We start from the raw sequence: 13251 nt of genomic DNA, 5'->3' as shown, positions 1-13251 counted from the left end.
GCTAACGCCACGCTCCGCTATCGGGGAGGATAACTATATCTAGCCAATAAGTGATGAAACTTTGAATAGTTTCCACTAATCTATTAATATCTATGGGCTTTAACATATAACTAGCAACGCAAGATTGATAACATATTTCAATGTCTTTGGGATTAGATGAGGTGGTAAATACAACTACAGGGATATATTTAAACTCCTCATCCTGCTTGATTTTCTGTAAGACTTCTCGCCCATCAGTTCCCGGTAAGTTCAGATCTAGCAAAATAATGGACGGACGGGGTAAGTTTTGGGTTTTACTGTAAATTCCTGTGTGGTAAAGGAAGTCTAGGGCCTCATCGCCATCAGTACAGCGAAACACAGGATTAACTACAGCTTGTTTCTTCATAATGCGACATAGAGCCTCAAAGTCTTCGTCGCTATCTTCAATGACAAGTAAAGGCTTGGTAAGATTCCCGATCATCAGTTTATTTCACTCCTTCTAATGTGAAATAAAAGGTAGTACCCTCGCTGTAGGTTGAATCTACCCAAATTCTCCCCCCGTGTCTTTCTACTATTTTTTTGGCAATGGTTAACCCCGCTCCCGTACCTCCCCCATATTTACTGGGGCCGTGTAGTCGTTTGAAAATTCGGAAAATTGACTCAAAGTGTTTCTCCCGAATCCCAATCCCATTATCTCGCACATAAAATATAATCGGGGATGGCGGTTCCTCGATGTAACCTATGGAAATCCATTTATTGGCTTTATCATTGTATTTGATGGAGTTAGTAATCAAATTATTAAACAGTTCACCTACTCGGATGCGATCGCAATACACTGTGGGTAGGGGTCTGGGAACCTGAATATCTACCTTCATATCCTCAATACGGGGACGCAATAATTCTAAACTACCATGGAGTACATCATTCAAGTCTGTGATCTGCATGGCCAGGTCTGCTCTCCCCAAACGAGAAAAATGCAGCAGTGAATCGATTAAATCCTCCATCCGCTGGGTGAGACGGATCAATGTTTGTAACTTTTTCTTACCTTCTTCATTCAGCAACCCGCCGTAATCTTCCATCAGGAAGTTAGAATAATTGTGAATCCCCCGTAGTGGTTCCTTTAAGTCATGGGAAGCTATATAAGCAAAGGCATCCAATTCTCTATTACTACGTTCGAGTTCTATATTGAGCTGTGCTAATTCATCCGCTTTGCGCAGCACTAAGCCAATAATTGCACTTCTCAACTCCAGCGCTGCATTTATTTCTGGGGATTTCCAAGGTAGAGACTTTAATAGTACTGTTTCTTTCCATAATTCAAAGGATTTGCGCGGTGATAGGCGTATACTTCCATTTTCTTCCACTTCTACAGGTTTATTGGGATTACCTCCCCAATCTACAGTTTGCACTACCTCCGGGCGAAACCATAAAACATAGTTTTTCTGAATTTTGGAAATGGAAACTACCATCAAACCACTGGCCACATTCCCTAATTTCTCAGCTTCTGGGTAAACTTGAGATAGGCAATCAGTGTAGAAAATCTCGTCCTTTTGGTTTTCATGAATCCATTCTACTAACTCTTGCATTTCCTGTTTTTGCGGAGTATTACCCACGGTAAAATACTCACCATCAAAGCATACGGCTGCTCCTTGAGCATTGGCAATATTTAACAGACTGGGGTCGTGGTTAATTAAACCATGAATGAAGTTCTGTTCTAATGACATATACTCTACTAACTTGTAGTTGCAAGATTGCAAATACAGTTTATATTCAATATCTTCATTCTCCTCTTTACCTGAAATTTCTAAAGAGGCTATTTGTCCTAAAAATTCACAAGCATTCCGAATTTCATAGGGGATAAATTTCGGTGCTTGGTGATGACAAGCAATTAATCCCCAAAGTTTTCCATCTTTCATAATGGAAATTGACATGGAAGCAGTCACCCCCATATTCTGCATATACTCAATGTGTAAGGGCGAGACGCTCCTTAAGACGGAATTACTTAAATCTAAAGGTTCTTCAGTTAAAGGATTATTCCTTGGCACAATTGCCGCCGGTTGATAGTCTATATTTGGTATCAGTCTCAGCCAGTTTTGGCTATAGAGTTTTCTAGCTTGTGCGGGAATGTCAGAAGCTGGGTAATGTAATCCTAAATAGGTTGTCAGATATTCTGGCTTTTGTTCAGCAATAACTGCACCATTCCAATCCTGATCAAATCGATAAACCATTACTCTATGGAAACCGGTGATCCTCTTAATCTGTCTGACAAGAATATCACTAAATTCCCCGATATTTGCTGCTTTTTTTAGCTTAGATATCGTACTTTTTATTAAATGGTAAATGTTAAAAAAAATCTTCCCCTTTTCCGAGGTTATCGGCTCCAATTCTAAAATTATCACTCCCTGGGAACGGTGAACAATCCCATCAAAATATACAGTTCTATTATCTACATTTATACTCAATTCTATGGGATTCACAATTAGTAAATCATCTTCATCTAAAGATTCTCTTAGTAACCTAATTTGCTCTAATCCCAGTAATTGGCTCAGATTTTTATTGATTACTTCTTCTGGGTGTAACCCAAAGAAGTTGAATACATTATCACTGACTTGTAGGATAGTAAAATCTGCTTCTTGGAGAGCAAACATGACTCCATGAGACTGGATAGAGCCAGGAATATGAATTGGCTCTTTGTTACAGTTGCTAACATCAACTGGAAAAGGGATAGTAATATCTTGATCACTCACTTTTAAGTCCTGATACCGTAGCGTGGGGTAAGCCATAGATTACAAGTATTTTTGAGACTAGGTCTCAACTTGTCATTTAGCAGTCCCGTTTCATCCTTCCAACACTCCTAATACTTGGATTTCCATAGTCCTTTATTCGGTGCATAACTATAGGATACACATAATTAATTGCCTTGATACTAACGACTGGTGACTGTCTTCAGTAGTAGTTGACAATTTATGTGAAATTGCTGTTTTTTTCGCCTAAAACAGTATTTAAAGCCTGGTCAATAAACTTTAGATAATGTTAATTATAGTTACATTTTAATATAAATTATCAATTTTTCCAACTTATATCTATCTCTAAGGTGGGGAGTGTCAAGGTTTACCTGATTTCCTCAGACTGGTATGCTGGCGGCTCGATATGAATTAAAATCCTAGTGGGTCTGAAATGTGTTTCTAGTCGCCTTTCTACTTCTGTGCTAATCCTATGGGCTGTTTCTACATCTACGGCATCTATAATTAAATTCATTTCTATGAACAGTTGGCGACCTAAAACACCCCGCGAGGCGATGTTATGACAATTAATCACCCCAGGAACACCAATAGCGATCGCCTTAATGGTTTCTGGTGCGATGGCCATTTGATCTACCAGCCAAGGTAAATTGGTTTTGAACACTGACCAAGCACTCCCTAAGACTAACAAAGCGACAGGAAAAGCTAACACCACATCTAACCATTCATAACCTCGCCAAACCCCGATCAAACCCCCAATTACAGAAATGGTCACCCAAACATCACTCATGGTGTGTGTAGCATCAGCAATCAAAATTGCACTACCTAGGCGCTGACCTACCCGACGCTCGTAAGAAGCTATAAAAATATTGATACCTAGTACCACAAGTAATAACCACAACTCTACTGGGGATATCTCTACAGGTTCACTACCTTGAGTAATTCGCTCCACTACACCTTGAAGAATTTCAAAGCAGGCGATCACCAACAAAACCCCAATTCCTAAAGCTCCCACAGATTCAAATTTCTGGTGTCCGTAAGGGTGTTCTCTATCTGGTTCCGGCGCTGAATATCTATTGGCAACTAAGCCTAAAATATTACTGGCTCCATCTGTCATACTATGTAGGGCATCAGCTAACAAGCTCAAAGAGCCTGTAGTATAGCCCAAAAATCCTTTCAATCCTACCACCAAAAGATTCAGCAGTAGGGTGGAAACTAACACCTTTTGTACTTCCGGGCGGTTGTCTTTAGTCATAAAACATATTTAACATTTGTTGCTATGACATATAATGTAAAACTTAAAACCGATATTAAGTGTGTAATATTTTTACAAACTGTTGCCTATATCTGGCTATAATTGCTGTTTTTCAGCTACTTTACTGCAATTGTTTACAGATAAACTTGGCTCTAATACTAGTAACATAGGTAATATCATATGGCTTACGCCACCCTACGCTATCACTGTTGAAAAATAGCTCATGTCTTCCACTCCTTTAACACTGAATCTGATTTCCGGTTCTGTCTCCTTCGGTTTTTCCCCCCAAAAAGCACGGGAATTAAAGGCCGCCATAGATGAATTAATGGTAAGTCTCAAAGCTGTGGCCTCTAAATCCCATCCTAGTGTCGGTAAAGTTACCCCTCACCCTCCCTTAGAGTATCGCTATACTGGTGAAGTATTTTTAGAGATTTTTTGTAATCCCAACATTTGGCCGAGTCCCTTTGCTGCTAAAGTTCTTCTGACGGTACGCGACTTGAATATTCGCTTAACTACAGAAGCTGAACTGACACAAATTCTTGAAGATGTTCACCAGTATTTAGAACAGGTAGGTTAATTATCAAAAAATTACCGCAGCAGTTTCATGTGTTCAACTACTACGGATATTAAATCTATATTAAGATACTTAAGTCATAGGGTGGCTCATCTCAACCAAAAATTGCGTCCACCCCTTCCTAACTAGCAAAATTGTATAAGTTCAGGTTCTAATGCTCGTGAAATTAGTGCAAAAACTTAGATTGTGGATGAGGAAATACATTTAAAAACTAGAGATTATCCCCTCCAATTGATTATTCAATTGCTTGCTGTCAATTACAAACATCCGCAATAAACAGAAAATCCCCACTCTGATAGTGATCCCATGGCGTTCACCATAGAATAATTAGTCATTTTCCCATTCTTCTCGGCCAATTAGATCGCCAATGCGATCGCGTAATAAAAAGTCACATCTTTCTAACTCATATTCCACACATACCCACTCTCTAGCAGGTATGTATTGACACAATGTATATATGGGCTGTTGTCGACTAACAATTCCCTTTTGTACCAGCTGGCGTGCTTCATCTTGAATCAAATCTAAAGAGTAGTAGGAGTAGTAATTGATAGAAGGCACCGTATTCACACTCATGATTTTTACTCACAAAGTTTACAAGTAGACATTGTTCCTATCAAACGCTAGGAACAAATATGAACAGCATCAGACTTGTGGCTAGGGTTTTGTAGTTTGCTATACGGAACTAATCTTATTTTGACGCTATACACCTTCAAATTATCTAAAGAAATGTTAAGAATGTCAATAAATTGTGACTTGAAGTCCAGATGTACTAGAATTAGTGCTTTTCGCCAAATTGAATTAACTTGCTAGTAAGTTAATTTTAAGAGTATATTTAATGACTTGGGATTACACCATAAGTTCCCGAGGATTTATAAACCAATTATAACAAAGTATTGCCAAGGTAGCCCAAAGCTGCTGAGGAAACCCCACGGCTAAAGCCAGGGGCTTCGTCAGCGTAGATAATTCGGTGAGATTGTTAGTCAGTGACTTCTTGAAGAAGATTGATCATCTTCATCGGTACTATCTGCTACTGAGATATTTTCTGGCGATCGCTCATACTCCAGTTGATTCAAAAGCGAGAGTACCTTAGTCCCACGCTCTATAGAATCGTCTTCAATAAAAATCACTTCCGGTGTGCGACGCAGCCTTACTCGTGAACCAAGTTCGCTGCGGATAAAACCAGTTGCAGACCTTAAACCCGCCATTGTTTCTGACTTAGCTGACTCCGTACCATAAATACTAACGTAGACCTTGGCGTGTTGGAGATCACCAGAAACATCTACATAAGTAACACTGACCATACCTGTACCAACACGGTCATCTTTAATACCGTGTAGTAGCATTTGGCTAACTTCCCGTTTAATCAATTCAGCAACGCGGGAAACGCGGCGACTAGTAGCCATAAAGTTTTGCCTCCTCACAGAGGTTGTACGACATAATTATATATAAATTGCACAGGGGAGAGTTACAAGCGCTCAATGCCCAACATATCAACACCTGATGCTTTGAGCTTACACTGTACTCAAGCCTAGCATCGCCCGCAGGGTAAGACTGACAAACACTAGGCTACCCACCAACAAACCTAAAAGAGCAATCAGGGTTACAGGGCGTTTTAACAATGGCATTAATGGCTCCACCGTGTTGATAAACACCCCTAAGAGGATAGTAACAAAGTAGCGCGGGTAGCGAAAGACGTTATCCCAAAATCCGTCAAACATTTGAATATATACTGCCTTGTTATACAATTACACTTGCTTTGACATTGATATTATTGTAATCTATGCAGCCAAAAAATTACTCAACTCAGATAAAATATGCTTCCTCCCCTATAATTCTGATGTTTACTAGCTGAGTTGGAATCAATGGTAAGTCAAATATCTGCCAAAATTTTGACCCGTCCATTTTTAAAGTGGGCTGGTGGTAAAGCTCGGTTAATCACACAATATAATCAATATTTTCCCCAGGAATATCAAACCTACTATGAGCCATTTTTAGGAGGTGGGGCGGTTTTTTTCTATCTCCATCCCCCTGGATCTATATTAAGTGATATTAATACCGAATTAATTACAACTTATCGCTGTGTCAAGGATAGTGTTGAAGAATTAATCTGTCTGTTACAAGCACATCATCAGCAGCATAGTCAAGACTATTACTATCATGTCAGAGCCTCACCGGGAGGGACTGACTTAGAACAAGCTGCTCGTTTCATCTATTTGAATAAAACTTGTTTCAATGGACTGTATCGAGTCAATTCTCAAGGTAAATTTAACGTCCCTCTGGGAAAATATAAAAATCCTAATATTTGCCCTGAAGATATACTACGAGCAGCATCAGCAGCCCTTCATAGCGCGGAAATTAAACAAGCAGATTTTACAGATGTGTTAAATCATGCCACTAGCAGTAATGATTTTGTTTATTTTGACCCCCCATACTATCCTGTCAGTGCAACCAGTTATTTCACAGCTTATAGCCACTATTGCTTTGGTGAAACCCAACAAGTTCAACTCAAGGAGATATTTGAAGAACTAGCTCGGCGGGGAGTAAAAGTTATGCTGTCTAATTCAGATTGTGAATTTATTCGCCAACTTTATGGCGGCTTCCAGATTTATACAATATCAGCCAGCAGGTCAATTAATTGTAATCCTAAAAAGCGAGGACAAATAAGTGAACTATTAGTAACTTCCTATTAAAGGTTATTGTTAGACCAGGTAATAAAGCCTCTCAAGTCAAAAACTGCTAATAAGTTTTGATTAGAAACAACTTGTGTTTGTAACCATGAGATGGCTTGTGGTTTCGCGCCTCCACCATCGATTAAGACCATTGCTTGTGTGGGATAGCAGTTTTGAATATTCAAGTTGAGATAGGGAAGTTTTTCATCTACTGAACCACTAGTTTGCTGCCATTTACATTCAATAATCAGTCCAGAAGCAACTGGACCGCTACCAATAATATAAAAATCTACATTTATATCGCTACCATAAATTCCTGGTCCGATATAAACCTGTCTTGCATATCTTTTGGGTATATTATTCGGGCGTAATAGATATTCAAGGCGCTGTTTTCTCGCTAAATCACAGCCAACTTGAAGATATCCATGTCCCTGCAAAGTACCTTCCACACAGTTTTCTAAGACATTACCAGATGTAACTGCCCTTCCGCCCTGACTCATGTTGATTTTGCTTGATTTGACAAGATTTCCTGATTTTAGGATTTCCTGCAAGCAACAGTAAATACTAGGTTAATAAATTTTTAATTTTGTGATCTGAGGTAAATTCATCAACAACAAATAGTATTCTTTGACCATAAGGAACAGGGGTCGCAGAAGATGATAAAACTCCAAAACCATTGGATAATCAGCATTTTACTTTTGACTTTTGCAATAATTTCCCCATCTTCCCCTTGTGAGTAGCAGAGGTAATTTTTTGTAGTTATTGATGGGGAATTAAGAGAAGTTGATCTGGGGGAAATTTGGTTTTAACTGGCTTGCACATGATTCTCGCCATTACGAATATCCCATGCCACTTCTAGCATTTGAGTCCAGCGCTTTTGCAGCTGCTTAGGTGTACATTTTATCGCTTTAGCGATCGCCTGATCACTATGTCGAGTAATTTTCAACTGCAAAATCTGTTGCTGCTCAGGAGATAACACACTCACAAAGATGTCCCATTGTCCAGAAGTTAAGCCCAACTTTTGCTCCAAACCCGCACCCAACCATTGATGAACTAATTGCCAGTGGTGGTTCTTGGCGAATTTCTCCACATGGTATTTAAAACGCTGTTGTAGATAGTCGCGCTGGCGGCTAGTTAAACCCAGAATTTGGTCAATTTCTGGGGCACAGAGGTCTTGTAATTTCAGCTTCAGGTAGTCCACACAGTCAGACTGACCTTGAGACTCCAGGTATTTTGCCAGTTCCGCAATTACGCGATCGCGTTCCGACTCATCGGACAGATCAAAGTTAGTTTGAGCAACCATCTGGGATCTAATCTGTTGCAACGCCGAGTTGCGCTGATAAGATTCTGCCTCTTCACTCTTAGCAGTTTCCACCGCCATTTCAATATCTACAGTAGTTTCCTGGGGCTGACGACGGGCAAAACCTTGAGCGCGGAGGATAATCAATTGCTGATTATTCCCAGCTGGTAAATTAATCCGACGTTTAGCATATTGCTCCGTAAACGCCATGTATTCTGCCAATTGCAACTGAGTCCTGGGTTGATAATCTTCTGACAATTGGTTTTCCCGGCGGAAAGCCTTAATAGCTTCGATGTAAAACGCTTGTAAAAAATCTTCAATCAGAGTGTAACGAGCATTAAACCCCAACTCTGAACCAGCAATGGACACATGACGGTAAACCATAGCACCTAAAGTACTATGTAATTCCACTCGCCCCCGCCGGGAACCTAGTTGGTAGTAATGCAGGCACTTTTGCAGGCGATGCCTAGCTAAATTAACTTGCCATGACTGGACTTCACCAGATTGTTGGATACGCGAGCTTTTATGACATATTCGTTCAACTTCTGTAGCTATACGCTGGGATACTGCTTGTATACAATCAGATGCCGCCTTCACACCAGAAAGCATTTCTTGATACAAAAATTGTCTCAAGCTATTCTCATCCTCTGGGAGCAATTCTGCCGGCGCAACATTGGAGAAAACAGCAGATTTTGAAGTTGGTAGATTTACAAGGTTGGCTTTCATGACTTTTCGGTGAGTGTGGTATTGCACCATAACTACAACGCAGGTACAGCAAATAAGGCCAGCCTTGGCTGGAGAAATATTTAGCATTCTCAAAACCCACTGCCAGCACTGCTCAGATACAAGACTGTAGGCAATTGAAAAATTTACACGGAAAATGATGTGTGACCTCTTATAGCTGTTGTCGCCTGAGTGAAATACACGCAAGAGTTAATCAACCACAGATGTAAGAGTACCTATGAGAACAGGAAATACAATATATCAACCAGCAGGTTAGATATGACAAATAGATACTGACCACGCCTGAAATGTGGTTTAAAGACTTGCTATATCTATATTTATTGCCATCGTATTTTAACCAGCGCCAGATAATGTAAGTATGCCCATCTCAAAACTTTAGCTTTTCTATGACATGTATCTAGAAACTAAAAAATAAATCTGTGTACTTTGTTTTTTTATATCCAAGCCGCTACTGCTTCCCAACCTAACCCCTGCCTTGTGATCATTGGTTCGTCTCCCGTTAAATCCAAAATCGTAGACACTTCATAAGTTGATTCTTCACCTGTGTCTATAATTAAATCTACTAAATTATCCAAACGGTCAAACAGTTCCATCCGCGACAGTCTAGGTTGTAAATCTAGCCCTACCAGTTCATCATCTGGCGGTAAATGTGCCGAAGTGGAAATAATCGGATTTTCCAATGCTGCTAGCAATGCCAAGCATACCGGATGGTCTGGTACACGAATCCCAGTAGTTTTGCGCTTGGGACTTTGTACTAGTCGGGGTACTAACTTGGTAGCAGGTAGTAAAAAAGTGTAAGTACCAGGTATCAAGCGCTTCATAATCCGATAGGCCGTATCACTGACAAAGGCATAAGTTGCCACATTTGATAATGAAGAACATAAAAATGTCAGTGGTTTATCATTGGCTAGCTTTTTAATTTGCCTCACTCGTTCTACTGCCGACTTGGCATTTAAATCACAACCAATAGCATAAACTGTATCTGTAGGGTAGAGCATCACTGCGCCACTAGAGAGCGCTGACTTTATTTCCTCTATACGTCGAGTTTGTGGATTATCAGGATGGACAGCGAAAATTTTTGCCATAGCCAATTTTGAATCAGAGGTGGACAATTGCGCCAACCAGGAAAAATATCAAATTAAGCGCTAAACATATTGTCACCGATATAGATGAGCCCCTGCCCTAAATAGGCCATGATTTACATCAGAATAATTGTGCAAAGTCTAAAAATAAAGTTGTTGAAGTTATCTATATGAGTAAGGTTGCTTATCTTCAATGTCCCACAGGAATTTCCGGTGATATGTCCCTTGGCGCTTTAGTTAGTCTGGGCGTCCCCGTGGAATATCTCAGTGAAACACTCAATAAATTGGGTATTGACCAAGATTATCAGCTCAGAGCCGAACTTGTGCAACGCCATGGTCAACAGGCGACTAAAGTTCATGTAGATTTATTACATAAGCATCACCATCACGGCCGCCACCTGCCAGAAATTGAAAAAATCATCTGCAAAGCTAACTTGCCATCACGGGTAGAAGCTTGGAGTTTGGCAGTATTTCGACAGCTAGCAGTAGCTGAGGGTGCAGTGCATGGTATCGCGCCAGAAAAGGTACATTTCCATGAAGTAGGCGCTGTAGATGCAATTGTCGATATTGTCGGTACCTGCTTGGGCTTGGATTGGTTAGGGATTTCCAGTAATGATCAAGGATTACCCTTGCTATACTGTTCAGCCTTACCTACAGGTGGGGGAACAGTGCGCGCAGCCCACGGTGAAATGGCTGTACCAGTACCAGCAGTATTGAAATTATGGGAAATGCGGGATTGTCCAGTTTTTAGTAATGGCATTGATCAGGAACTTGTCACACCAACCGGCGCCGCCATCGTTACTACTCTAACTAAAGAGTTCGGTTCACCGCCACCCATGACCATCAAACAGGTAGGACTGGGAGCAGGAACGATTAATTTACCTATCCCTAATATATTACGTCTGTGGCTGGGCGATTCCGCCGATAATTTTGAAGATACCAATAATCCCCATTTAGAAACCATCACCGTACTTGAAACCCAAATTGATGACTTAAATCCCCAAGTCCTCGGCTATGTCTTTGAAGCTTTGTTTGCCGTTGGTGCAGTGGATGTATTTACTCAACCCATAGGAATGAAAAAGTCCCGCCCGGGGATTTTACTGACTGTCATTTGCCATCCAGAGAATTTACTCCCTTGTGAAGCAGTTTTATTTCGCGAAACCACTACTTTAGGAGTTCGCCGCACTACTCAACAGCGAGTGACCTTACCACGGGAAATTCAATCAGTAAACATCGAATATGGCACAGTTAGGGTTAAAGTAGCATGGCACGGACTAATACATGATCAGCGTATTGCTAAGGTTCAACCAGAATATGAAGATTGTGCACAATTAGCTCGAAAGCATAATATCCCCTGGCGCGAAGTTCAACGATTAGCATTACACGCTTGGTATATACAGCATCATAAATCTGGAGTTAATCACAACTAGTTTTAGCCGGTATTAATCCATATCAATTTCTCTGATTCTCCTTTTCACTGCGTCGGCTGCATCCTCCGCCTGGCGTTGAAGACTCTTTGTCGTGTCCTCAGCGCCGCGTTGGACATTTGTAGTCAAGTCTTCGGCAGTACGTTCAGTACTTTTCTCAATATTTTCTACTCCGCGCTGAGTCCCCTTCATTACACCTTTACCTAATTCCTCAGCAGAACTACCAATGTCCTCCCCCAGACGCCTGACCCGCTCATCTAAAGGTGCACCCTCCTGATAATTGCGAATATATTGCTCCGAACTATCAACACCTTTGAGTTCAACATTTCTGCGCGCATTTCTCGCTAATTCTGCGGCTCTAGCATTTGCTGCTCTTTCTGCGGCTTTGGCTCTAGGATCGACATCACTAAAGTTATTCATTCCACCTTCGGGGGTGTTAAGTTCATAAATTTGTGTCGGGTCATAGCGTTCCACGTTAGGCGGTTGACCACTGGGTTGCGGTGGTTGTTGAGCTATTCCTGGACGATTACAGGCCTGTGTCATTAACAGGAATGTTAGGGCTATACACACTGTGAAGATTTTCACAGGACGAATATTTCTCAGCCAATTAATCACTTTTTTCATGACTTTACTCGCCAATGCTTTGAAATTTCTACTTACCCACTGCTGGATTTTTTCGTAACTCAGGTCTCGAACCGACTTCTTTTGCTTTTTCTTGTAAAAAATTAGAGGCTTCTTTAACTGAATCCTGCACTGTTTCCACCCGTTCTTGAATGCGAGTTCCTAGATCCGGTTCTCTTTGAATCAAACCACCAGGGGCTGGTCTTTGAAAGTTTTTGTCAGTGATCATAGGCAATTCTTTTTCTTTTTCAACTCTACCTTGAGGTGTATCCGCACCAGGGTAAAGTATTTCGGAGTCTCTACTTATGGCTATCAAAACTTGTAAATCTGATTGTAAACTAGCTCCTTGAGTTTCTTTTTTCTCTTCTGACTCTATCGCTTTAGTATCTGTAGTCATCCTATATTTGGTATATTTGTCTCCACCACCTTTATAGGGATTGTTAGCACCACCAGCCTGGACTGGAGGATTTTGGGGTTTTGCCCCTTGAGGATTTGCTCCACTACAAGCAGTAGTAACTATCAACAATAGACCAGCTACAAAGATCATCATCATCTGGCGTAGTTTTAACTTTTTCCAGAAAGCTATCATATTGTTCATCAAATCCTCCTTTTCCAGGAAAATAGTTCACCCATTTAGTTCATTAGTGATGTCAAGTTCCTCTGTTTTTATCTGTGCTTCCTAACTTCTCTATTTACTCACTACTGGATTACAAACATCTATGTTTTATCACCCCCCTTAAGATTAGAAATAAAACCATCACTTAACCTCTAGCGTAGGTAACATTATACTTGCTACTAAAATCAGAGTATGATCTAACTGTGGAGAGATTAATCGCAGCAATTAATTAGATTCGGGTGATTT

General features: G+C 40.6%; 14 protein-coding genes. 3 read left to right on the top strand and 11 right to left on the bottom strand.

Annotated features, from left to right (window positions below; all coding sequences use genetic code 11):
• Nucleotide 1 precedes the first annotated feature (1 nt).
• From IM676_RS04505 to IM676_RS04495, 3 genes are all read right to left on the bottom strand, one after another.
• Nucleotides 2-460 carry a response regulator gene (locus IM676_RS04505; protein WP_200989115.1) on the bottom strand — a complete coding sequence of 153 codons (459 nt, stop codon included), beginning with the start codon at nucleotides 458-460 and terminating at the stop codon, nucleotides 2-4.
• Nucleotides 461-464: 4 nt separating this feature from the next.
• Nucleotides 465-2759: a sensor histidine kinase gene (locus tag IM676_RS04500; RefSeq protein ID WP_225880448.1), complete on the bottom strand. Its 2295-nt coding sequence runs from the start codon at nucleotides 2757-2759 to the stop codon at nucleotides 465-467.
• 328 nt (nucleotides 2760-3087) lie between these two features.
• A complete protein-coding gene (locus IM676_RS04495) occupies nucleotides 3088-3972 on the bottom strand; it encodes a cation diffusion facilitator family transporter (protein ID WP_200989114.1) in 885 nt (294 codons plus the stop codon).
• Between the two features lie 223 nt (nucleotides 3973-4195).
• Between IM676_RS04495 and IM676_RS04490 the strand changes: the two genes are divergently transcribed.
• Nucleotides 4196-4549 (top strand): hypothetical protein, encoded by a 354-nt coding sequence (locus tag IM676_RS04490; protein WP_200989113.1) that lies wholly within the window; start codon nucleotides 4196-4198, stop codon nucleotides 4547-4549.
• Between the two features lie 324 nt (nucleotides 4550-4873).
• On the opposite strand, the gene IM676_RS04485 is transcribed toward IM676_RS04490, so the two are convergent.
• The 3 genes from IM676_RS04485 to IM676_RS04475 all read right to left on the bottom strand — a co-directional run bounded on the left by IM676_RS04485 (nucleotide 4874) and on the right by IM676_RS04475 (nucleotide 6264).
• Nucleotides 4874-5119 (bottom strand): DUF4327 family protein, encoded by a 246-nt coding sequence (locus IM676_RS04485; RefSeq protein ID WP_200989112.1) that lies wholly within the window; start codon nucleotides 5117-5119, stop codon nucleotides 4874-4876.
• A gap of 407 nt (nucleotides 5120-5526) precedes the next feature.
• Nucleotides 5527-5949, bottom strand: a complete 423-nt coding sequence (gene rbfA, locus IM676_RS04480; protein ID WP_200989111.1) for a 30S ribosome-binding factor RbfA — start codon at nucleotides 5947-5949, stop codon at nucleotides 5527-5529.
• A 108-nt stretch (nucleotides 5950-6057) separates the two neighbouring features.
• Entirely contained in the window at nucleotides 6058-6264 is a 207-nt protein-coding gene (locus IM676_RS04475; RefSeq protein ID WP_200989110.1) for a DUF751 family protein, read from the bottom strand.
• A gap of 144 nt (nucleotides 6265-6408) precedes the next feature.
• Between IM676_RS04475 and IM676_RS04470 the strand changes: the two genes are divergently transcribed.
• Nucleotides 6409-7236: a DNA adenine methylase gene (locus IM676_RS04470; RefSeq protein WP_200989109.1), complete on the top strand. Its 828-nt coding sequence runs from the start codon at nucleotides 6409-6411 to the stop codon at nucleotides 7234-7236.
• Here IM676_RS04470 and IM676_RS04465 read toward each other — a convergent pair.
• The 3 genes from IM676_RS04465 to IM676_RS04455 all read right to left on the bottom strand — a co-directional run bounded on the left by IM676_RS04465 (nucleotide 7233) and on the right by IM676_RS04455 (nucleotide 10344).
• Nucleotides 7233-7715, bottom strand: a complete 483-nt coding sequence (locus IM676_RS04465; protein WP_200989108.1) for a PD-(D/E)XK nuclease superfamily protein — start codon at nucleotides 7713-7715, stop codon at nucleotides 7233-7235. The genes IM676_RS04470 and IM676_RS04465 overlap by 4 nt on opposite strands.
• Nucleotides 7716-8020: 305 nt before the next feature.
• The gene (locus tag IM676_RS04460) at nucleotides 8021-9241 is read right to left on the bottom strand and encodes a HetZ-related protein (protein WP_200989107.1); all 1221 of its coding nucleotides are present in this window, start codon (nucleotides 9239-9241) and stop codon (nucleotides 8021-8023) included.
• Between the two features lie 452 nt (nucleotides 9242-9693).
• Nucleotides 9694-10344, bottom strand: a complete 651-nt coding sequence (locus tag IM676_RS04455) for an L-threonylcarbamoyladenylate synthase (RefSeq protein ID WP_200989106.1) — start codon at nucleotides 10342-10344, stop codon at nucleotides 9694-9696.
• 167 nt (nucleotides 10345-10511) lie between these two features.
• Here IM676_RS04455 and larC point away from each other — a divergent pair, with 167 nt between their 5' ends.
• Nucleotides 10512-11771, top strand: a complete 1260-nt coding sequence (gene larC / locus IM676_RS04450; RefSeq protein ID WP_200989105.1) for a nickel pincer cofactor biosynthesis protein LarC — start codon at nucleotides 10512-10514, stop codon at nucleotides 11769-11771.
• Between the two features lie 12 nt (nucleotides 11772-11783).
• Here the strand turns inward: larC and IM676_RS04445 are convergent, their stop codons facing one another.
• Nucleotides 11784-12392: a hypothetical protein gene (locus IM676_RS04445; protein WP_200989104.1), complete on the bottom strand. Its 609-nt coding sequence runs from the start codon at nucleotides 12390-12392 to the stop codon at nucleotides 11784-11786.
• Between the two features lie 28 nt (nucleotides 12393-12420).
• Complete coding sequence (locus IM676_RS04440; protein WP_200989103.1) at nucleotides 12421-12987, bottom strand: DUF6658 family protein; 567 nt, start codon at nucleotides 12985-12987, stop codon at nucleotides 12421-12423.
• Nucleotides 12988-13251: the final 264 nt, after the last annotated feature.

The sequence above is a fragment of the Anabaenopsis elenkinii CCIBt3563 genome, assembly GCF_015245355.1.
GTDB lineage: Bacteria > Cyanobacteriota > Cyanobacteriia > Cyanobacteriales > Nostocaceae > Anabaenopsis > Anabaenopsis elenkinii.
Note: the sequence above shows the minus strand (reverse complement) of the source record. Positions and strands in the feature narration are given on the sequence as shown.